General features: G+C 37.0%; 22 protein-coding genes. 9 read left to right on the forward strand and 13 right to left on the reverse strand.

The window, feature by feature from the left end; translation table 11 throughout:
- Positions 1 to 94 precede the first annotated feature (94 nt).
- From AADJ06_RS14910 to AADJ06_RS14960, 11 genes are all read right to left on the reverse strand, one after another.
- Positions 95 to 2,731, reverse strand: a complete 2,637-nt coding sequence (locus AADJ06_RS14910; RefSeq protein ID WP_341227276.1) for a POTRA domain-containing protein — start codon at positions 2,729 to 2,731, stop codon at positions 95 to 97.
- Positions 2,732 to 2,741: 10 nt separating this feature from the next.
- Entirely contained in the window at positions 2,742 to 3,482 is a 741-nt protein-coding gene (locus AADJ06_RS14915) for an isoprenyl transferase (RefSeq protein ID WP_341227515.1), read from the reverse strand.
- 81 nt (positions 3,483 to 3,563) lie between these two features.
- Positions 3,564 to 4,322, reverse strand: coding sequence for a DUF6089 family protein (locus AADJ06_RS14920; RefSeq protein ID WP_341227277.1), 759 nt, complete (start codon positions 4,320 to 4,322; stop codon positions 3,564 to 3,566).
- A gap of 15 nt (positions 4,323 to 4,337) precedes the next feature.
- The gene (locus AADJ06_RS14925; protein ID WP_341227278.1) at positions 4,338 to 5,390 is read right to left on the reverse strand and encodes a hypothetical protein; all 1,053 of its coding nucleotides are present in this window, start codon (positions 5,388 to 5,390) and stop codon (positions 4,338 to 4,340) included.
- Between the two features lie 57 nt (positions 5,391 to 5,447).
- Positions 5,448 to 6,359: an NAD kinase gene (locus AADJ06_RS14930; RefSeq protein WP_341227279.1), complete on the reverse strand. Its 912-nt coding sequence runs from the start codon at positions 6,357 to 6,359 to the stop codon at positions 5,448 to 5,450.
- A gap of 12 nt (positions 6,360 to 6,371) precedes the next feature.
- Positions 6,372 to 7,025: a CBS domain-containing protein gene (locus AADJ06_RS14935; protein WP_341227280.1), complete on the reverse strand. Its 654-nt coding sequence runs from the start codon at positions 7,023 to 7,025 to the stop codon at positions 6,372 to 6,374.
- On the reverse strand, positions 7,026 to 7,799 hold the full coding sequence (locus tag AADJ06_RS14940) for an alpha/beta hydrolase (protein ID WP_341227281.1): 774 nt from the start codon (positions 7,797 to 7,799) through the stop codon (positions 7,026 to 7,028).
- Between the two features lie 160 nt (positions 7,800 to 7,959).
- Positions 7,960 to 8,715, reverse strand: a complete 756-nt coding sequence (locus AADJ06_RS14945; RefSeq protein WP_341227282.1) for an RluA family pseudouridine synthase — start codon at positions 8,713 to 8,715, stop codon at positions 7,960 to 7,962.
- Positions 8,716 to 9,750: an ATP-binding protein gene (locus AADJ06_RS14950; protein WP_341227283.1), complete on the reverse strand. Its 1,035-nt coding sequence runs from the start codon at positions 9,748 to 9,750 to the stop codon at positions 8,716 to 8,718.
- An 83-nt stretch (positions 9,751 to 9,833) separates the two neighbouring features.
- Positions 9,834 to 10,514 (reverse strand): response regulator transcription factor, encoded by a 681-nt coding sequence (locus AADJ06_RS14955; protein ID WP_341227284.1) that lies wholly within the window; start codon positions 10,512 to 10,514, stop codon positions 9,834 to 9,836.
- A 52-nt stretch (positions 10,515 to 10,566) separates the two neighbouring features.
- Positions 10,567 to 11,418 (reverse strand): hypothetical protein, encoded by an 852-nt coding sequence (locus AADJ06_RS14960; RefSeq protein ID WP_341227285.1) that lies wholly within the window; start codon positions 11,416 to 11,418, stop codon positions 10,567 to 10,569.
- Positions 11,419 to 11,512: 94 nt separating this feature from the next.
- On the opposite strand from AADJ06_RS14960, the gene AADJ06_RS14965 reads away from it, so the two are divergent.
- Positions 11,513 to 12,568 carry an AI-2E family transporter gene (locus AADJ06_RS14965; RefSeq protein ID WP_341227286.1) on the forward strand — a complete coding sequence of 352 codons (1,056 nt, stop codon included), beginning with the start codon at positions 11,513 to 11,515 and terminating at the stop codon, positions 12,566 to 12,568.
- Here AADJ06_RS14965 and AADJ06_RS14970 read toward each other — a convergent pair.
- Positions 12,565 to 14,082, reverse strand: a complete 1,518-nt coding sequence (locus AADJ06_RS14970) for a GH3 auxin-responsive promoter family protein (protein ID WP_341227287.1) — start codon at positions 14,080 to 14,082, stop codon at positions 12,565 to 12,567. The genes AADJ06_RS14965 and AADJ06_RS14970 overlap by 4 nt on opposite strands.
- 40 nt (positions 14,083 to 14,122) lie before the next feature.
- Entirely contained in the window at positions 14,123 to 15,016 is an 894-nt protein-coding gene (locus AADJ06_RS14975) for a glycerophosphodiester phosphodiesterase family protein (RefSeq protein WP_341227288.1), read from the reverse strand.
- A 162-nt stretch (positions 15,017 to 15,178) separates the two neighbouring features.
- Between AADJ06_RS14975 and asnS the strand changes: the two genes are divergently transcribed.
- Genes asnS through AADJ06_RS15015 form a run of 8 tightly spaced genes read left to right on the forward strand, consistent with a single transcriptional unit; the run spans position 15,179 to position 22,219 of the window.
- Positions 15,179 to 16,606 carry an asparagine--tRNA ligase gene (gene asnS / locus AADJ06_RS14980; protein WP_341227289.1) on the forward strand — a complete coding sequence of 476 codons (1,428 nt, stop codon included), beginning with the start codon at positions 15,179 to 15,181 and terminating at the stop codon, positions 16,604 to 16,606.
- Between the two features lie 52 nt (positions 16,607 to 16,658).
- Entirely contained in the window at positions 16,659 to 17,018 is a 360-nt protein-coding gene (locus AADJ06_RS14985) for a four helix bundle protein (protein ID WP_341227290.1), read from the forward strand.
- A 44-nt stretch (positions 17,019 to 17,062) separates the two neighbouring features.
- Entirely contained in the window at positions 17,063 to 18,151 is a 1,089-nt protein-coding gene (locus tag AADJ06_RS14990) for a complex I subunit 1 family protein (protein WP_341227291.1), read from the forward strand.
- A 53-nt stretch (positions 18,152 to 18,204) separates the two neighbouring features.
- Positions 18,205 to 18,849, forward strand: a complete 645-nt coding sequence (locus tag AADJ06_RS14995) for an SUMF1/EgtB/PvdO family nonheme iron enzyme (protein WP_341227292.1) — start codon at positions 18,205 to 18,207, stop codon at positions 18,847 to 18,849.
- Between the two features lie 8 nt (positions 18,850 to 18,857).
- A complete protein-coding gene (locus AADJ06_RS15000; protein ID WP_341227293.1) occupies positions 18,858 to 19,412 on the forward strand; it encodes a hypothetical protein in 555 nt (184 codons plus the stop codon).
- A gap of 3 nt (positions 19,413 to 19,415) precedes the next feature.
- Positions 19,416 to 20,447 carry a glutamate 5-kinase gene (proB, locus tag AADJ06_RS15005; RefSeq protein WP_341227294.1) on the forward strand — a complete coding sequence of 344 codons (1,032 nt, stop codon included), beginning with the start codon at positions 19,416 to 19,418 and terminating at the stop codon, positions 20,445 to 20,447.
- Positions 20,448 to 20,469: 22 nt separating this feature from the next.
- A complete protein-coding gene (locus tag AADJ06_RS15010; protein ID WP_341227295.1) occupies positions 20,470 to 20,733 on the forward strand; it encodes a DUF3820 family protein in 264 nt (87 codons plus the stop codon).
- A gap of 1 nt (position 20,734) precedes the next feature.
- Positions 20,735 to 22,219 carry a M20/M25/M40 family metallo-hydrolase gene (locus tag AADJ06_RS15015; RefSeq protein WP_341227296.1) on the forward strand — a complete coding sequence of 495 codons (1,485 nt, stop codon included), beginning with the start codon at positions 20,735 to 20,737 and terminating at the stop codon, positions 22,217 to 22,219.
- The last annotated feature ends 38 nt before the right edge of the window (positions 22,220 to 22,257 follow it).

Genomic DNA, 22,257 nt, shown 5'->3' on the forward strand with positions numbered 1-22,257 from the left:
TTTTATTCTTTGGTCTTTTCCTATTTGCCTTCTTTGACGAGCAAAAGAGAGAAAAGTCAATTTCAAACTGTCTAATTAACGACTGCTTAACATATTAACGTATTTGCTGCCCAATACTGAAAGTAAAGTTTTTCAAACCTTTATTCGCTACACCAGGAATTGGGTCAAAACCATAACCGTAATCAAAGCCAAGTAAACCAAAAGCCGCCATAAATACTCTAACACCTACCCCCGCAGTTCTTCTGAGTTTGAAAGGATTATAATCTTTATAACTTCCCCAGCTATTACCAGCTTCTAAGAAGGCTAGTCCATAAATAGTGGCTTGAGGGTTTAAAGATATAGGGTATCTTAATTCGGTCGTGAATTTATTATAAATGATACCACCTTGACGGCTTAGCTGTCCATTCGAACTACTTTCACCCGTAACATCTGCAGCTTGTTCTGCAAGTGTTTTTTCATGTACTATTCCTTCTTCGTAGCCTCTAAGACCTATAAGTTCCACCCCAATATTCTGTGTATTTTGAAGTCCCATACCCGCTCCTCCAACTACGAACCTACCAAATGGGCTATATCCAACACTTGGAGAATAACGGCCTAAGAAACCCATGTTGGCTTTAGCGTGGAAAATTAGCTTTCCAACTACTGGAGAGAACCAGCTAGCATCTAACATCCATTTGTGACCTTCAATCCACTTCACTTCTGCATCATCATTTTGGGCTCCAAAAGCAGAATAAGGTGGGTTAAAAGTGGCATTCAAAACTATTGAAGAACCTGTTCTTGTAAATTGTGGGTTGTCTAAACTATATCTAGATAGGTTTAAGGCTAATGCGATATCATGAGCTTGACCGTTTCTGAAGTTTGCCAATAGAAAGCTATTTTCGACATCATAGTATTGGTAAGATAAGCTACTACTGAAGCTAAAGTTTCTATCTGGCCAGTTAAGTCTTTTACCAAAAGTTACAGAGCCACCAGTGTTTTTAAAGAAACCGGAGTAAAAAGAGTTGGTACCTCCAAATCCAAGGCTACCGCCTAAGAGCCCTCCAGCACCGCCCCCGTATAATTTTTCGTACCTATCTAGCAGTTTTCCGTAATCTTGAACAGAGTGAAAGAAACTAACAGAGAACGAGTTTGGCTTTTTACCACCTAACCAAGGTTCTGTAAAAGAGATAGAGTAGTTTTGAAAACCACCGTTTGCTTGGAAACGTATTGCAAAACTTTGACCATCACCTTTAGGAAGTGGTTTATAGAGGCCTTGGCCGAATTTTAAAACATCTTTAATGGCAAAGTTATTAAAGACAATACCAAAAGTTCCAACAAAGCCTTGAAGGCCTCCCCATCCACCAGAGAGCTCTATCTGGTCGTTAGATTTTTCCTCCACATTGTATTCAATATCAACTGTTCCGTCAGCTTGGGGAATTGGTCTTGGATCTATCTTTTGGGGATCGAAGTATCCAAGCTTAGAAAGCATTTGAGTGGTTTCAATAAGGTCAGTCTTGCTAAACTTCTGTCCTGGTTTAGTAAGTAATTCCCTCATAACCACGTGGTCAGATGTCTTGGTGTTACCGTTAAGTATAATTCTATTAATGATGGCCTGCTTTCCCTCAAAGATTCTCATCTCAATATCAATAGAATCTCCTTCTACTGCCACCTCTACAGGCTGACAGCTGAAGTATAGATAGCCATCATCCATGTAAAAAGAACTTACATCATTTTGAGGAATACCATTGATTTTCTTATCAAGATCCTCGGGATTATATAAATCACCTTTTTTAATATTAAGAATCATGGCAAGTGTATCAGAAGCGTGCAAATAGTTTCCTGACCAAGTAATGTTTCTATAGTAAAACTTATGACCTTCATTGATGTCGATGTACACGTCAACATTTCCAGAAGGGTTTGCTACTACGGAGTCTGAGACCACTTGTGCATTTCTATAACCACTTTTGTTTAACCAAGCCACTACTGCTTTTTTGTCTTCCTTGTATAGTTTAGGAATATATTTAGATGGACTAAAAAGTCTCATCGGAGCCCTTTGTTTTGTTTTCTTTAGTTTAGATAGAAGTTTCCACTCTGGAACTTCTTCAACGCCAGTAACATAAATATTGTCAATTTTCACCTTCTCCTTCTTATCAATATCAAATATCAAGGTGGCATTATTAACTCTTAATGTATCGTCAATTTGCTTGACTTGAACAGCCGTATTAAGAAAACCTTTTTCTATATAATACTTCTTTATGGTAAGCTGAATATTTTTCACAAGTGCCTCGGTAATTACTTTACCTCGGTTTTCACTGATAGATTCTTCTACCGTTTCAATCTCACTTTTCTTTATGCCAGTAAGGGTAATTTTATTTAACCGAGGTCTTTCCTTAAGGTCTATTTCAAGGTAGACTTTCTTGTCTTCTATTTTTGTGACATTAATAGCGGCGTCTTCTATAATACCCTGATCCATTAATCTTCTTATAGCAGAACTGATGGCTTCGCCAGGAATGGTAATTTGGTCGTTTACACTTAAACCTGATACGGAGATTAGGGTATTTGGGTCAAGAAATTTAACCCCAACAACTGTTATTCCACCAATAATAAATTCTTGAGGATTGTCGTATCTAATCTCATCAATAGGATTAGTTTTTGGTGTTTTACTTCCTACACCAATAAATTGAGCGTAAGTAGTGCTTCCACAAAGAAGCATTAAGGCAATAACAAAACTGAATTTTATATTTTTGAGCATAAATGCTGTTTTAAGGCTTCTTAACCTGATCTCCTGTTTTTCCAAATCTTCTTTCTCTTTGCTGGTAAGTATAAACAGCATTAAATAAATCTTTCTTTCTAAACTCTGGCCAAAAAATATCGTCTAAAAATAATAACTCCGCATAGGCCGACTGCCAAAGTAAGTAATTACTAATACGATGATCTCCTCCAGTTCGCACCAATAGGTCCACTTCCGGACTTTCTTCTGTAGCTAAGTAACGACTAAATGAGGCTTCGTTTATATTATCAATATTAATTTCACCTTTTTTAACTTTTGAAGCTATCTCTTTTACCGCTTGAATAATATCCCATCTTCCACTATAGCTTAAGGCTAAATTTAGTGTCAAACCAGTATTATTCTCAGTGAGTTTTATACCTTTTAACATTTCCTCCCTCGCTGATGTAGGTAGAGATTCTAAATCGCCAATAGTTTTTAAGCGAACGTTATTCTTATTTAAATCTGGGATTTCTTTAGCTATCGTTGAAATCAAGAGCTTCATGATTCCATCTACTTCGATTTTGGGTCTACTCCAGTTTTCGGTAGAAAAGGTATAAAGGGTTAGGTATTCAATGCCTAATTCACCACAAGCTTCTACAGTTTCTCTAACTGCCTTAATGCCATGATGATGTCCGAAAATCCTCATAGCACCCTGTTTTTTAGCCCATCTACCATTCCCATCCATTATAACGGCGATGTGTTTGGGCAAATTGCTTTTATCTATTTTATCTATTGACACAGGTATCTAATAAGAATCTTGTTCTGAAAATGAACGCAAATGTAAGGAAATTAGAGAGTAATAGAAAGATAAGTCTTACCTTCTTGGATTAGGGCACTTAACACCAGAGAAAACATAACTTAAGGTCACGTTGGCATAGAAAAACCTATCTCTTATGTGTGCGTTTGGAGTTGAATATATCACGGGTTCTTGCACAACATCGGGATCTGGATAAGCGTTACTAAAAGGTTTAGATTCGTCATCAAGATATCCGAAACCATCAAAGTAATCACTATTGGATTTTTCCATAGCCAATTTGCAGCCGAAGGAGCCACTTATGTTCCATTTGGCATTTAACTCTCTTTTATAGCCAAATCCATAAGAGAGAGCTTTGCTAGGCGAATCTACTTTACTGGAGAAGGTAAGGCCATTTGCATGAAGGTTTCTTTTAGGCATTCTATACTGTTCTATGCCTAAAAAAAGGATTGGTGTCCATTTGGAACGGACAATAGTGCCGGAGGCTCGAAAGTTTAGAAAATTATATTCTAAATCTAATCCCCAATTCATTATTTGCCCATCAAAACTCCAGTCTCTAGCTTTATTTAAAGGGTTTGAGCTTAGTCCGTCATCTCCAGTTATAAAGCCATACATAGCTCTACCTTTCAATGAAAAAGCTCTTGAGAAATTATAGCGAACCATGACGTTAGCGGCAGGTCTAGCTAGTAAGGGATTGAAATTTGGATTAAGATCGCCTCTGTAAAATGTAGCACCCGTACCGAGCCCAGCCTCTAAAGCTTGCCCTTGACAGGCAATGGAAAAGAGAAAAAGTAAGCCGATTAAATAGGTTTTATTCAAGTTAACGATGCTAAATTATTTTAAAACAGGGCACTTTATTTTGTCACTAATAATATATGAGATAGTGATTTGGGTTGTACCGTACATATCTTTAAGTCTTCCTTTTGAGCCTCTTTGTTTACTAATAGAACCTTCAGGACCATAAAATGATTCTAGAGTTTTCAGAGGGTCAGGACCTTGGGGAGCACCTAGTTTAGAAGGATCCCCATAGATTTGCAAGATTTGTTCAAGTCTATTTATCTCTGTTCTGGAGCTGATGGCTTCGCCAGCCCTATACGAAAGTAATTTTGACATATTTCCACCATAGCTTTCCAACTGGTCTAAATTTGCATAATTAGCGGGCCCAACATCATCGAGATAATCAGTGTTAGTAATTCTTAGATTACCTTCAAAGGTAATGTCAATTTTATTGGTGACTTTCATCCTAATGCCTAGGCCTAATGGAATTACGGCCTGTACCAAAGAATAGGATTTTATACCACTGTTTGGTATTGCTTGCCCAGATGTATTGTATTGTCTTAAAGACTGCCATTTACTACCTGTGGTAGAACTTCCCACCGGTAAAATTGCCTTGGGATCATGTGCGATAAGACCTATCCCTATGGTAGCATAAGGCGTAAATTTACTCCTATATCTCGCACCACCTTTTCCTATATTCGGTATTAGATTAAATATCCCACTTAGTGCCACCTCCTTTACATCATTTCTGAAATGAAGATTTCTGATAAAAGATTGATAAAACAAGTCGAGGTTATCTACACCATATGAGTAATCATCTCCAAGTAACCTTACCCAAGATAGTTGAACACGTATTGCAGCGTTAGGCGTAAGGTACTTTGTATAATTTGCGTTTAAATTAAATCTCACGTTCTTATATAATGAACGGTAAAAGTGAGAGGGGAGAGCTAAATCGCCAATATAGTGGGCAGAACCTGCTCCAAAACCAACAGTAGTGTATTGGTTAACTACATTTTTGGGTGAGAATAGACCTTGCGAATTCGCAGCTCTACTTATCAAAACCATTGATAAGATTAGGAAGCCAAATGTTAATTTTTGAGACTTTGCCATGCTTTGAGTAAAATTCGTTTTCAGAACGTAATTTTTCGTTTTATTATTGCTAGGCAATCAAGAAGTCTCTTCTGAACTTGGAAGTTTGGTTCTATTTCTAACATCACTACCCCAGCCAAGTTTAGCTCTTAGTGTGTCTAGAAAGTCTGAACCGTCTAGTGTAATTAATTTAGCCTTAAAAGACTCTTTACTAATGGTAATTTCGCTATCTACATCGCCTATTACCTTTGCACGTGAGTCCATTGAAACTAAGTAGTTATTACTTCTACTTTCCACCTTCAAAGAAATGATACTTGACTTAGGTACTATCATTGGTCTTACGAACAAATTATGCGGACAAATAGGCGTAATAATAAAATTGTCCGAATGAGGCATTACTAATGGTCCTCCGCAGCTTAATGAATAACCTGTAGAGCCAGTAGCAGAAGCCACCATAAGACCATCCGCCCAATAGGAGTTTAAAAACTCCCCATTTATGAACGCATGAATAATAATCATAGAAGAAGTATCAGTCTTCGAGATTGCTATTTCATTCAAGGCAAAGTTCGTGCCTGATTCAAAAAGTTCGATTTCTGAGTCAGCATGAAGCATGCTTCGCTCATCAAGTTTATACTGTTTTTTAAGTAACTTTTGAACGGCAGATTTTATCTCAGTAGGCTGAATTGAAGTGAGGAAGCCTAGTCTACCAAAATTTACACCCAAAATTGGCTTTTCACTGGCACCTACTTTACTTACTGTTTCTAGAAATGTTCCGTCTCCTCCTAAACTTAAAACGATATCAATATCCTCTTTACCACTAAAAGAGACTGTTTTTTCGGTTAATGGTGAGATTTCGGCGGCGGAAAGTATTTTTCTGAAGGAGTCAGAAACCTGAACGTTCAATTGATTTTCTGCCAGTTCCTCAAAAAACATTTGAACTAAATGCTTGTCCTCAGGTTTGAAATCCCTTCCATGGACTGCGATATTCATAAATTTCTGATTTTAAATTTCAAGATATTTCATCAACTGCTCATAACGCTCTAAGTCGGGGTAAGAATTGTTAGCTCGTTCATTTATCTGAGCTACCTTATAGCCAAAGCGTTTTAGGCTGTTTATAGCGGGGTCTATCTCCTTTTTATTCAGTTTAATAATAAAGTGATAGTCGTTTTGGTTTTCTTGGGATAGGTATAGTTTCTCTATTCTCAAACCTTCTGTTTCTATAATTCGACTAATATCGGAAAGGCTGTAGTCTTTTTCGCTGATTTCTAGGCTCATTAAGCCTCCATTTCCAGAGAATTGACCAGCTATTACCTTTTTGTATATGTCTACAGTTTTTATGCTTCCTAGATATTTGTTCTCAAAATCAACAACTGGACATACTTCAATATCCCTATTGATACAATGTTCTGCTAATAGTAGAAGGTGCTGATTCTCTTTGACCTCTACATTGCTAAACTTAATAGGAACTAGAGAGAGTTTGGTTTCTTCATCAAAATTGAAAAGGATATCTTTTTCAATAACGCCTAAAACCTCTTTTTCATGGACGAGTACTAACTGATTAAGGTTTTCTTCTTCCATGTATATCAAAGCGGTGCCTACTTTATCATCAATGTCTAAAGCGGGTAAGTCTTTCTCTATGAGGTCTCTGGCAAGCATCTAGGCAATAACTGGTTTATTGATTTTGACTAAAAACTTTTCTAAAACCTGATTGAATTCAACAGGACGTTCCATCATCGGGGCATGGCAACATTTGTCAATAAAGTGCAGCTCCGAATTTGGTATTAACCTATTAAACTCATGGCCAACATGGGGAGGAGTAATAGTGTCATTTAAACCCCATATTAAGCAAGTAGGTACTTTGATATTGGTTATCTCGCTAGCCATATTGTTTCTTTGAGCCGATTTGGCAATTTGAACAATATTCATGCACTTTGGAATGCTGCTAGTGATTTCAAAACATTCATCCACTAATTCTTTAGTGGCTGTTTTTGGGTCATAAAAGGTATACTCTACTCTTTCTTTAATGTAGTCGTAATTTCCTCTTTTGGGGAAAGACCCCCCCATTGTGTTTTCAAAGAGTCCTGAGCTTCCTGTTAAAACTAGCCCTGCTACATCTTTTGGGTGAGCTAGTGTATAAAGTAAACCAACATGACCGCCTAAAGAATTACCCAAAAGAATCATGTCTTTTAGTTTTGTTTGCTCTACAAAGCCTTCTATGAAAGATAAAAGACCTTCTAGGCTAGCCTGACGCATAGGCATGTCATAAATAGGCATGAGCGGAATAATAACGCGGTAGTGTTCTTTGAAACCTTTAACTACGTCATTGAAATTACTCAATGCACCAAAAAGACCATGAAGCACCAGCAAAGTGGGGCCATTGCCTTCATCTACATAATTATATTTTCCTTCTGTTTTTATCTGGTATGTCATATAAAGGATTTAACCCTAAATGAAATGTTTCAGCGGTAAAGGTCTTGGTTATTATTGAATAATCAAACAAGAGAACTTTAACTTAGACTATTTGAACACTTTCTTTATTCTACAATCTATAAAAAATCTTTCTAAACTATGTAGAAAATGTACGTATAGTTTAACTACTGAATTTGTCGAGTTGCTTAATTAAGACCTCGAAATCTTTAGGGTAGGGAGCTTCTGCTTCAATCAGCTCTCCGTTTAAACCCTTGAAGGCTATTTTTTTAGCATGAAGAGCTACTCTTTTTATTAAAGGAAGTTCCTCGTCACTTTCTTTAAGATTGAATTTTCTTTTTATGTTAGAAAGGAAAATGTATTCCCCATTATAGGTAGGGTCACATACTATGGGAGCATCTAGGCATAATAAATGAACACGTATTTGGTGCATTCTTCCGGTAATAGGGTAACACCTCAATAGGGTGTGTTGATTGTATTTTTTTTCTGTAAAAAATACTGTTTCGGCTACTTTACCTCTTTTTCTATCAATCTTGACCCCCGTTTTATCTTTTAAAATTGCAATAGGAAGAAAAACTGAAATACTGTCTAAATCATGTACACCGTTTACTAAGGCATGGTATTCCTTTTTTATTTCTCTATGCTCAAATTGCATAGAGGCATTTCTATAAGCCTCAGGTTTTTTAGCCAACAACAAAATGCCAGAAGTCTCTTTATCAAGTCTATGACAAAGTTGAATATCATCAAAGTGTTCTTTGGCTAATTTTAAAATACTTAAGCTCTTATCGCCAGTTCTTTCTGGTAAAGATGAAACAAACGGAGGTTTGTTTATCAATAAATAGTCGTCATTTTGAAAAACTATGAGTTCTTCAAAGTTTATGTTTTTAGGAGCTTTTTTATACTTAGAAAGTTCTAACATTTATATTCCTTTAGATAAAGTAAATGAGAACCTAGTACCAGTTTCGGCGGTTGAGGTCACATTAATAGTAGATTTATGAGCATTTAATATATGTTTAACAATAGCCAAGCCTAATCCAGTTCCACCAGTTTCTCTACTTCTGCTTTTGTCTACCCTATAAAAACGCTCAAATATTCTTGCCAGGTGGTCTGCCGAAATTCCTGGGCCATCGTCTTCCACCACAATAAGATAATGTTCATCAAACTCTTGAAATTCAACGCTCACTCTTCCGTTCTCTTTGCCGTATTTTATACCATTGTCTATAAAATTAGTCAACACTTGATAAATTCTTTGGGCATCTGCCACTACAGCACACTCTTTTATTCCTTTAGGCTTTATTTTAAGGTGAATTCCTCTTTTATCTGCCTTGTTTTCAAGTTGTTCGAAAATGTCTTCTGTTATACTGACTATGTCAACAATCTCAAAGTTCATTTTAATGTCGCCAGTTTCTACCTGCGTAAGCACCACGAGGTCTCTAACTAATGCATCTAAACCATCTAAGCTTTTTGCTGCTTTTTTTAGGAACCTTTTTGCTACGGATGGGTCGTCTTTTGCTCCGTCTAAAAGTGTATGAACAAAGCCTTGTGCTGCAAATATTGGGGTTTTAAGTTCATGAGAAACATCGGCCAAAAATTCTCTTCTGAAAGCTTCCATTCTTTTTAATTCGTCAATCTCAGTTTGCTTTGCGTTTACATAATCTGAGATTTCGTTATTCAGCTTGTTAAAGGGGTTGAAGCTTCTAAAGACTGATTTCTTGTTAATGTCTAAGTCGCCAATTTTAAGCTTTTGAAGTGTATCATAAATTTGCTTAACCTCTTTAAGTAAGAGAATGTCTAGCATGACGTAAGCAGTAAAAAAAGCAGTGAGGAAAGAACCTGCACCCGCAACAAAAAGAATATTAGTGGTACACTCTGGTATAAAACTCAGAAATAGCATGGTGATAGAAGATACTATCCCTGCTAATAAAAACGCAATCCACCTTGGAGATAATTTCATTTTAGTTTAAGAGAAAAACAAAATTGATCATTTTATATGGCCTTTTCAAAAAAGCCACCTAAATCTCTAAGGATAATTTAGGTTTATTTAGAATTAAACATGTAACCAAGCCCCTTAAGGGTTTTGATTACGTTGTCGCCAAGCTTTTCTCTCACTTTTCTGATGTGAACATCCACTGTACGCTCCACCACATAAACATCAGCTCCCCAGATTTTGTGAAGAAGCTCAGTTCTAGAATGTACGTTGTCAGGTTTTTTAGCCAATTGAAAAAGTAATTGGAATTCTTTTTTTGGCAGTACTATTTCCTCTCCGTCTTCTTTTTTTACGGAGTAGTTTAATCGATTTATGACAAGGCCACCTATATCAAGAATGTCTTCCTCGTTATTTTTGTCAAAGCCTTTTCTAAAATGAGCTTTAATTCTACTAATAAGGGGTCTGGGTTTAATAGGTTTTGTGATGTAATCATCGGCACCAGCCTCAAAAGCTGCAATTTCCGAGAACTCTTCCGCCCTTGCGGTTAAGTAGATGATATGAATGTCTTTTAAATTAGGGTCTTCTTTTATTTGCCTTCCAGCCTCAATACCATCTAAAACGGGCATCATTATGTCCATGAGGATTACATCTGGCATAAAAGATGCTGCCTTTTCAATCCCCTTTAGACCATTATTTGCGGACTTTACCTTATAACCTTCTTTTTTTAAATTATAGGTTAAAAGTTCGATGATGTCTTCGTCATCATCTACTAAAAGTATTTTGCCTGCCATTAATTTCTTTGGTCTATGTTAATTGGATGCAAAGATAGAAGTTGAATATTAACTAATTGTTAAGAACCACTTTGTGGTCAAGTTTTATTCGAAAAAGCTCTCTTTGTTCGTTTGTAAATAAAATTGATTCATTTGTTTCAAAAATCACAGCTTCTGTCTGTTTTCTTTTGGTTTTAATGCAAGCTAAGGGATTATTGAAGTCAATGGTTTCATTTTCAATTCCAAAGAAAATTAGTTTACCATAGGTTAATAAGATGAACGATTGTTTGTCTGGGCTAATATCTGCTGCTGTGACCTGTTGTTCTATTGGAAATTCATTTTTAGGGCTTATAGAATAACTTCCTGCAGTGTCGGATAAAATATAATGTTTGGTAACACGGTTATTCTCTTCTCTGCTTTTAGAAAAAAGGTGAAGTTTCCCATTAAACCAAAAGAAAGCCTCACAGTCAAAGTTCTTTTTTAAAGCAGGAAACGCATTTTGGTCTTCGTATTTAAACCTTATTTCTTCTGTTTTTGTATTGTTTACCTTGTAAATAACTAAATCGGTACGGCTGTTTCCGTTATTGCCAAAATCTCCAATGTAAATATTGCCTTTGTCGTCTTTTGCGAGTTCTTCCCAATCTATGTTTCGGGCTTTTAAAACCTCCAAGCTGTCTACGATGTGTCCTCTGTTGTTTATTTTAAAGAGTTTATTGCTTCCACCGCTATCATTATGGGTCCAATAAGCATTGTTCTCTGCTTTCGCTAAGCCAGAGCTTTCGTCTACCTGCTGGTCAAGTTTTCCAATTTTGGTGATTTTACTTTTACCTCTATAGTTTTCAAGCCCTTTTTCTTTTTCTGGCATACAGGAGCATGTCGCTATTTTAAAAGCGAAGTATAAAAGAGCCAATTGAGATTTGAGCATAGGAGAAAGAGCTTTTTATTGGAAGATAAAATTACTTCTGAAAAAGTATTTTGGAAGTAAAAACCTCTATTTTTGACAAAAGAGCTATTAAAATATGTCAAACACAAAGACTTCACCCTCCGTAGTACTTGCAGCCAATCTACTCATTGGAGTTATTTTGGTTTTTATTCTTTGGGTATTAAAAGATGTACTGGTTCCGCTGGCTTTTGCTGGTATTCTAGCTATACTTCTTTTGCCTGTTTGTGCATTTTTGGAAAGGAAAAAGTTTCCAAGAGTACTGGCTATTACATTGACCATTTTAATAGTTTTTGGCTTAGTCATTTTAGTAATTACGCTAATGGTAGGGCAAATTAGGTCTTTGGACGAAGTTTGGCCGCAAATGCTGGAAAAAGGAGAAGAGTGGCTAAAAATAGGACAAACCCTATTGGCTGAAAAACTGAACATGCAGCAAGCAGAACAGCTCACTAAAGGAAGGGAGTATTTGACCGAGTTATTAAAAAGCAGCAGCTCGCTTATTTCTGGAACACTTTCTAACACCACTGGTTTTCTGGCAAATTTAGCTCTCATTCCACTCTATGTGTTTTTGATGCTTCTTTATCGCGACTTTTTTCAGGAGTTTCTTTTTAAACTTTTTAAAAAGGTAAGTCAAGAAGGAGTGAATACGGTGACGAACAAGATTAAGGATGTAGCCCAAAACTACATGTCTGGTTTGCTTTTAGTGATATTAATCATTGGAGCTTTAAACACTTTGTCGCTTTTATTATTAGGGATAGATAATGCATTTTTCTTTGGCTTTTTTGCGGCTGTATTAGTCCTAGTTCCCTATATCGGGGTGGCTATTGGTTCTGTTTTGCCTATAGTTTTGGCTCTTATTACTAAAGATTCGGCATGGTATGCGGTGGGTGTTGCTCTAAGTTTTGGTGTAATCCAGTTTTTAGAAGGTAACTTTATTACACCTTATATAGTGGGCTCTAAAGTTAGTATAAATAGCTTTGCGGCTATAGTCGCTTTAATTCTTTTTGGAAATCTATGGGGAATAGGTGGCTTGGTCTTGGCCTTGCCACTCACAGCTATTGTCAAAGTTATATTTGATTCGGTAGAGAAACTGAAACCTTGGGGCTTTTTATTAGGTGATGTAGAAGAAGATTAATTTATAAAGGAAAGAATATCTTCTAGAAACTCCCGGTTATTGCTCAATCTAGGTACCTTGTTTTGGCCACCAAGTTTACCTCTCTTTTCCATCCAACTGTAAAAAGTACCTTCATCCACAAAATGTACTTTAGGCAAACACAGAGCCAAATCACCACGCCTTTTGGCATCATAATCTGAGTTTACTTTCCGGAGTGTATTGTCAAGTTTCTCTATAAATATGGAAGGGTCTTTTGGTTTAGAATTACATTCAATAATCCATTCGTGCGAGCCCTTTTGTCTTCCTTGCATATAAACAGGACCAGCTGTAAAATCTTTAACAGACAAACCTGTGGCTTCGCAAGCTGCCGTTATTCCTTTCTCTGCATTTTCAATAATTAATTCTTCACCAAAGGCATTTATAAAGTGTTTTGTACGTCCTGATATTTTTATTCTATAAGGTGTTTTGCTCGTAAATTTGACTGTATCGCCAATTTTGTATCGCCAAAGTCCAGCGTTGGTAGAAATTAAAATTGCATAGTTTTTATCTAGTTCTACCTCATCAATGGTCAAAGTTTTTGGGTGCTCTTCTTCTATGTTCTCCATCGGGACGAACTCATAAAATACACCATAATCTAACATAAGCAGCATTTCACCTTCTTTTGAAAGGTCATCTTGAACTGCGAAATAACCTTCAGAGGCATTATATGTTTCTAAATAACGGACATCGCTGGATGGGAAAAACTTAGTTTTAAATAACTCACGGTAAGGTTGGAAGTTGACAGCACCATGAACGAAAAGCTCAAAGTTTGGCCAAAGTTCAAGCAAATTTTCGTGACCAGTTTCTTCCATAATTCGTTCCAAGAATACCACAGTCCAGGTAGGTACACCTAAAATGCTGGTGAGATTTTCGGTTTGACAAATCTCTATCATCTTAGAAAGTTTCTCTTCCCAATTGTCTAAAAGAGCTACTTCAATAGGAGGCGTACGCAAATACTCCGCCCACTGGGGTAGGTTTTGCATAATAATAGCGGAAATATCGCCTACTTCAGTTTTGCTATTGAAAGGGTTATCTTGTAATGAACCACCTATTGAAAGGCCTTTCCCTTCAAATAATTTAGCTTCGGGGTTTTCTGATAAATATAATGTAATGAGGTCTTTTCCTCCCTTATAATGGCAGCTTTCTAAAGACTCATCTGAAACTGGAATGTATTTACTTTTGGCGTTGGTGGTACCAGAGGACTTTGAAAAAAAATTGATGGTACTAGGCCAAATTATATTTTGCTCTCCTTTTAACACTCGCTCTATGTAAGGATAGAACGTTTCATAAGAAACTATCGGAACTCTGTTTTGAAAATCAGATACCTTGCTTATTTCAGTATAGCCGTGAAGTTTCCCAAATTCGGTTTTTCTGGCTTTATGAATTAAACCTTTGAATTGTTGAATTTGAGTATCATGAGGGTTGATTCTAAATTCATTTATACGCTCAATGCGTCTTTTGATAAAGAAACCTAGAATGTCATTTAAAACGCTCAAATGATTATTTTTTGTTCAAAGAAAATAGAATTTAAAGTCATTACAAACTTTTTGCTCTGTTTGGATAATCTGTGATGAGACCATCGCAGCCCATCTCTTTTACTGCTTTCATGTCTTTAAGCTCATTTACTGTCCATGGGATAGTCTTTATACCAAGCTGGTGCAGTTTTTTTACTTTAGATTTATTTAAATGATGGAAGTAAGGACTCCATATATCTGGACGAAAGCCGATTAAATTTAGGTTAAGATCTATGTCATTGTCATCATAAGGTTCTATTAAAGCAGACAAGGCTACTTTTTCATATTCACCAGCATTAATTCTAGCATACCAATACTTTAAAATATTAAAGTCGAAGCTTTGGATTGTAACTCTATTGGCATCTAGCTTTTCGAAGATTACGTCATAAACCAAGTCTGAAAACTCTGGTGCTTCGGGTTGAGAAACTCTATAGTCTTCCACTAAACTTTTAAGCTCAATATTATACTTCAATGGAGAAATACCTTTTTTCTTGGCATACTTTTCTGTAGCTTTTAATACGTCTTTAAGTAGGGGCTTGTGCACCGCTATTTTTTCTTGTTCCGGATATTCAGGATGCCCTCTAAGACCTACATCATAAAGTTTAATTTCTTTATATGTCAATTCGTATAAATTACCTCTGTTTTTCTGAGTTATTGGCTTACCGTTTGGGTCCGTGGAGATAGCTGGGTTAAAGAAGTTTTCATGGGAAACCACCACTTTTTTATCCTTAGATATAACAACATCTAACTCTAAAGTATGGACACCTTCGTCAATAGCTCTATAAAACGCAGGAATGGTGTTTTCTGGCATCAAGCCTCGAGCACCACGGTGTCCTTGAATTTCAAAATCATGCTGTGCCATAAGAATAGTGTTACCTAATAATAATAAGGAAGGGGCCAAAAGCCATTTTTTCATTTTAGACATGTCTATAAGTTCAGTAAGCCGATTGCCCGCAAGTTAATGATGCTTTTATGATTTTAGATGAAATATCTGTAATACCTTTAAATTCTCTAATTATAGTTTGAAAAGGATTAATACTTAATTTTGACTCACCGATAAAATCAACAATTAGAAGAGATGCAAATCAAGGAAATACTAGCTCTTACTCCAGAAGAGCAAAATATAGAAGTTAAAGGATGGGTAAGAACTAAAAGAGGGCAGTCTGCTCTTTCTTTTGTGAGTATTAATGATGGGTCTACCATTAATAGTATTCAGGCAGTTATGGACGGGGAGAAAATTCCAGAAGAACTGATGAAGGAAGTAAGGTGTGGGGCTTGTGTAGCTGTTAAAGGGAAATTAGTGGCGTCTGCTGGTTCTGGTCAAAATGTTGAGGTGTTGGCAGAAGAGCTTGTGATCTATGGCGAGGCCGACGAGTCATTTCCGATTCAACCTAAAAAGCATAGTTTAGAGTTTTTGAGAGAGAAAGCTCATTTAAGGTTCAGAACAAGTACTTTTTCTGCTGTATTTAGAGTAAGACATGCTCTCTCCTATGCCGTGCATCAATTTTACCATGAAAGGGGCTTCTTTAATCTTCATACACCTATTATTACCGCATCGGATGCTGAAGGTGCAGGGGAAATGTTCAGGGTATCTACTTTTGAGCCCAATCAAGCTCCAGTGACAGAGGAGGGAGTAGTTAACTTTAAAGAAGACTTCTTTGGAAGGGAAACGTCATTAACTGTTTCTGGTCAACTGGAAGGTGAGTTGGGGGCTATGGCTTTGTCAAAAATTTACACTTTTGGTCCTACCTTCAGAGCAGAGAATTCAAACACAACAAGGCATCTTGCTGAATTTTGGATGATAGAGCCAGAAGTGGCTTTTTATGATTTGAAAGATAATATGAACTTAGCGGAAGAATTTATCAAATATGTGATAAACGCAGCTATTAAAAATTGTAAAGAAGATTTAGCCTTTTTAGATACACGTTTTCAAAACGAAAATAAGACAAAACCCCAACTAGAAAGAAGCGAACATACGCTTTTAGAGAAGTTAGATTTTGTTTTGGAAAACGATTTTGCAAGAATCACTTATACCGAAGCCATTGATATTTTGCTCAATTCAAAACCTCATAAAAAGAAGAAATTCAAATTTCCGGTAGCGTGGGGGATTGATTTACAATCTGAGCATGAGCGTTATTTGGTAGAGAAGCATTTCAAAAAGCCTGTTATTCTGACGGACTATCCTAAAGACATCAAAGCATTTTATATGAAACAAAATGATGACGGTAAAACGGTGGCTGCTATGGATGTGCTTTTTCCTGGAATAGGTGAGATGATAGGTGGTTCTCAAAGAGAGGAAAGTTTGACAAAGCTTAAGACAAGAATGGCTGAAATGGATATTGACGAAGAAAATCTATGGTGGTACCTTGATACACGTAAATTCGGAACAGCACCGCACTCAGGTTTCGGTCTAGGTTTTGAAAGGTTAGTGCAGTTTGTAACTGGAATGGGTAATATTAGAGACGTGATTCCTTTTCCAAGAACGCCGGGCAATGTTGAGTTTTAGTTTTTATTTGGAACGTCGAATGAGTAATTATGAATATTAAATGTTGAATTAATTGAGTGGTAATCGAACGTATGACCTTGAGGAGCGACTGATAAATTATGCGGTTCAAATAATAGAAGTGGTTGAGAGTTTGCCAAATACTAAAACCGCGGTTCATCTTGGAGGTCAACTATTGAGCTCAGGGACTTCTCCTGCTCTAAATTATGGTGAAGCTCAGGCGGCAGAGTCAATTCGTGACTTTATTCATAAAATGAAAATAGTGCTTAAGGAGTTGCGAGAAAGTAAGATTAATTTAACTATTCTTGAAAGAAGAAACTTATTAAGCGACCTTAGTGCTATTAACGAATCAAATGAGTTAATAGCAATTTTTAACAAGAGTATAACAACTGCGAAAAAGCGAAGTACTACTTAATTTAGTATTCGATATTCGGTATTTAATATTCATTATTATTAAAGATGTTCATCCCATTATTAATATTCATTGCACTAATAGGTGCCAACGTAATTATCAGTGTTTATCTGGAACGGAAAGTGTCTGCTTTTATTCAGGATAGGCTAGGGCCTATGGAAGTAGGGAAGTGGGGGCTTTTGCAGTTGTTTGCTGATTTGGTAAAATTACTTCAGAAAGAGGATATTATTCCTGCGGCGGCAGATAAGCACCTCTTTAAACTTGCACCAAAGCTTATTTTCATGGCAATTTTCGCAGGATTTGCAGTTTTGCCAGTCACCTCTACTTTGCAAGGTTCAGCTGCTCAAACTGGCGTTTTCTTTATTCTAGCCATTGTAAGTTTAGATATTGTTGGAATTTTGATGGCAGGTTGGGCCTCTAATAATAAGTATTCGTTATTAGGAGCTATGCGTTCTGTAGCTCAAATAGTTTCTTATGAAGTTCCTTTGGGCTTAAGCGTACTTTGTGTAATAGTAGTTACGCAGACTTTGGATTTACAAGAAATCTCTTATCAACAAGGTTTGTTTTCATCTGAGTCAAATTATCTTTTTGGTATTAAGAAACTGGGTATTGATGTAAGTGAGGTAGGTGGTTTTTTGACATGGAACATTTTTAGAAATCCTTTCTTGCTGATAGTTTATGTGATATTCTTTATTACCACCTTGGCAGAAACCAACAGAGCTCCTTTTGATTTGCCAGAGGCGGAGTCTGAACTGATAGCAGGATATCATACAGAATATAGCGGTTTTAGATTTGCGGCCATTTTTTTGGCGGAATACGGTATCATGTTGCTTGTTTCCATTCTTGGTGCAGTCTTATTTTTAGGAAGTTGGAATTCAGCTTTGCCAAATATTGGAAGTTTTAAGTTGGCTTTATGGACTACTGGCGAGCCGGGAAGCATTGCATCTTATGCCTGGGGAGCATTTTGGTTATTTTCAAAAGCCTATGCGGCCATTTTTGTGATGATGTGGATTAGATGGACGCTTCCACGTTTAAGAATAGACCAATTGATGTACCTCTGCTGGAAGATATTGACCCCTTTCTTATTGGTATTGCTTCTTATTTCTACCATTTGGAGGGTGTTTATGGTTTACTGATTAGAGACAAAAGAAATTATATCGAAATGCAGACTAATGTCATATCGAACCACATGGTTCGAATACCAGAAGGAAGTATTGAGCTTAGGGATGATAGGATAAAACAAAAATGGACAGTCAAGCTTGAATCTTTTATGCTGTCAAAATTCCTTGTAAATCAGAAAGAGTATTTTGAAATGATGGGAAAGGAGCCTAGCAGTTTTAAAGGTGAAGAATTACCCTTAGAAAATATTACATGGAAAGAGGCTATTCTTTTTTGTAACGCTTTGTCTGCCAAAGAAAACTTAAAGTCTTGTTATTTAGTAGAATCAGGGAACGAAGAAATTAAGTTTGATTCATCAGCGGATGGATATAGATTACCCACTGAAGCCGAATGGGAATATGCTTGTAAAGCAGGTAGTGATTCTATTAGATATGGTGATTTGGATAAAATAGCTTGGTATAAAAATAATTCAGGTGGTAGAACTCATAGTATAGGAGAGAAGGCTCCGAATGCCTTTGGTTTGTATGACATGCTAGGCAATGTTTGGGAGTGGTGCTCCGATATATATGATGAAACAGTGTACGGTTCTTATAGGGTTTTCCGAGGTGGGGGATGGTGTGATGAAGAAAGAAGTGTAATGGCTACCACAAGAAGACGAAGCCACCCTTTAAAGTTTAAAATTGATGACCTAGGGTTCAGAGTTGCTAAAAACTAAATTTATCTATGCCTAAAAACATCTCCAAAGAATTAGAAAATGCAATACTTACGCTGACTCAAAAAGAGAAAGACAGGCATTTACTGCGTCTTATTGCCAAGAATCAACTTTTGAGAGAGCAAATGCAGTTTACACTGCTAGAAGATGAAAGTGATTTAGGCTGGCGAAGAGAGGAACTATCTGATTTAATGAGTCAAATGTTTGAAACACCTTATTCGTATACCGGCATTTTATTAAAAGATATAAGAATGGTGAGTGCCAAAATTACTTGGCACCGTAGGGTTACTAAAGACAAGTATGGCGAGGCCGATTTAGCTTTGACTTTATTAGAAAAAGCCCTGTCAAATCACCAAAACCAAATAGCAAAATCGCACAGGAAAGCGGAAAGTTTAAGGGTGTATTTAGTCAGAAAGGGAATAGCTGTAATAAAATATATCAATGCTCTTCATGAAGATTTTCGCATTGATTTTATAAAAAGAATGGATAAGGTTTTATGGCAATTGCATACTTTTGAAACCAAATACTCGGCCGCTCTTCTTAATTTACCTAAGGCCATGGATTAAGCAATGACAAAACCGATTCTCGTTATAAAGTTTGGAACCTCGGCCATTAGTAATAAAAATGGCGAGCCAGATACTAATATCATTGCTCAAATAGCCTCTGAGGTTAGTCAACTTCAAAAGACGAATCATATAGTTTTGGTATCTTCTGGTGCAGTAGGGGCTGGGAAGAAATTTATCCATAAATATGATGGCAGTTTATCAAAAAGAAAGGCTGCTGCTGCCATTGGGAATCCAAGATTGATAATAAAGTACAATGAAGCTTTTGATAAACATGGCATTCAAGTAGCCCAAAGTCTATGTGAAAGGCGGCATTTTGCCAACAGAGAGTTGTTTTTAGAACTTAAAGAGACCTATCAAGAGTTATGGGAGAATGATATTATCCCTATTGCTAACGAAAACGATGTGGTTTCTGATAGAGAGCTGAAATTTTCTGATAATGACGAGCTTGCCACGTTAATAGCCGCAGGTTTTGGAGCTTCACATTTAATGATAGCGACTGAGTCTGGAGGTTTACTAGACGGTAATAAATCCATAGTTAGGAAGGTGTCAAAAATCGACGAAAGTATCATGGAGCTGGTAGATACCAGTAAATCTTCCCTAGGTACCGGAGGAATGTCTTCCAAACTGACTTTTGCCAAATTGGCAAACAAAATGGGTATTAAGGTGACTATTTTTGGCATAAAAGAAGGGCAAGGCGGTATCTTGAAATCCTTCGAACAGAAAGAAGGAACTACTTTTGAGCCGGAGGCTATCAATCTTTCTGCTAGAAATAAGTGGCTGATGAGCGGTGGTCTTACCACTGCTAGCGTGAAACTAGACCAAGGTGCTGTGAAAGCCATAAAGAACCGAAAAAGTTTATTGGCTGTTGGTATAACTGAGGTTTTAGGCACTTTTGGAAGTGGTGAAGTAGTAGAATTGACAGATAATCAAGGGGAGGTAATAGCCATCGCTAGGTGCAGAGAGGCTTCTTTAGCACTTAAAAAGAAGGCTCAAAATGTGATAGTGGCTCATGCCGACGACATAGTCTTGGTTTGAAAATGAATAATTAGAAAACAGCATGGAAGCTTATAAAGAGCCACCCCAGTTTGATAAGAAATTACTGATAGAACTAGTTAAAATGAAGATGCCTTTTGGAAAATATAAGGGCGTTTTGATTGGTGACTTACCTATACATTATTTAGAGTGGTTTTTAAGAAAAGGTGGTTTTCCTGAAGGGAAATTGGGTATTCTAATGTCGACAACCTATGAAATAAAGAACAACGGACTTCAAGAAATAATTGTTAAACTTAAAATGCTGGCGAACAAAGACAGCCGATATTAATATGAAGAAATATAGTATACTTTTCTTTTCCCTGCTAAGCATAGGAGGGCTACAGGCTCAAAAGTTTAAGAAAGTACCTGAGTCAAAACTACAAAGCAGTGAAGTAGAAAAACATATTCGTTTTTTAGCGTCGGACGAGTTAATGGGTAGAGAGACTGGACATGCAGGGAATAATGCTGCCGCCAGATACATTGCCGAAGAGTTTAGAAGCTATGGCCTATCTGATGTCAATGCTGGTTCTTTTTACCAACAAGTACCTTTTGAGTTTTCTTATCAACCAGAAAATGCATTGATTACAGCAGGAGAAAATACACTAAAAATTGGCGAAGATTTCCTTTTGATGAACGGTGGAGGTGTGCACCAAAAGAATGTAGAAAAAGTACATTTACCTTACGGATGGGTTTCAGAAGATGGGGCCTACGATGATTTTGAAGGAATTGACGTTAAGGGAAAGGTTTTAGTAGTCAGCCTAGGCATGCCAGACGCCAAGGGCTTTAGAGAGATGCTGGGTGTGTCAAAAAGAAAAGAAGAAATAGCGAAGGAGAAAGGAGCTTTGGCTTTGATTGAAATATTTAGTGCACCCATTCCTTGGGGAGCTTTGGTTAATAACTTTGGTGATGGCAGTATTAGTCTGAAAGAAAAGGACGCTACAGATTTTACAAGGATTCTAGTTTCTTCAGAAACAGCAAAGAAGATTTCAAAAGGATTGGTAGACGAATTAGATATTGACATAAATATAATGTCTAAAAAATCTGCTGAGAGTCAGAATGTGATAGGTATGGTTCAGGGCTCTGACCCTGTTTTGAGTAAAGAGTTTGTAGTCTTGACAGCTCATTTTGACCATGTAGGTATTAATGAAAATGCAGAAGAAGGCGAAGATTATATTTTTAACGGAGCTAGAGATAACGCTATTGGAGTAGCAGGGCTTTTAAGTGCTGCAAAGAGTTTAGCTGCTAAGCCAGGTAAAAGGTCGGTGCTTTTTATAGCATACACCGGAGAGGAAATTGGTCTTAGAGGGAGTGGGTATTACGCCGAAAATCCTTTGATACCTTTGAAACAATGTGTTTTCAATCTGAATATTGATGGAGCTGGTTATAATGATAAAACCAAAGTTACAGGCTTAGGGATAGCTAGAACTGGGGCAGAAGCCGAAATTACTAAAGCTGTAGAGGCTGTGGGACTGACACTAATAGATGACCCCACACCAGAGTTAGGTTTGTTTGATAGGTCTGATAATGTACGGTTGGCCGCTAAGGGAATTCCTGCACCCTCGTTTTCACCAGGTTTTACATCTTTTGATGACGAGATAGCCAAATACTATCATAAAGAAGCTGACGAGGCGGAGAGTTTGGATTTTGAATACTGTACGCAGTTTTGTAAATCTTATGCTTTTGCGGCGAGGCTAATTGCCAACAAAAAAGATACACCTGTATGGGTTTCTGGAGATAAATATGAGCCGGCAGCCAAAGAGCTTTACAAAGACTAAGAGCTCATTTATGTAGTATTTGCTGCTTTTCTGATGAT

The organism is uncultured Arcticibacterium sp., from assembly GCF_964021845.1.
Taxonomy (GTDB): domain Bacteria; phylum Bacteroidota; class Bacteroidia; order Cytophagales; family Spirosomataceae; genus Arcticibacterium.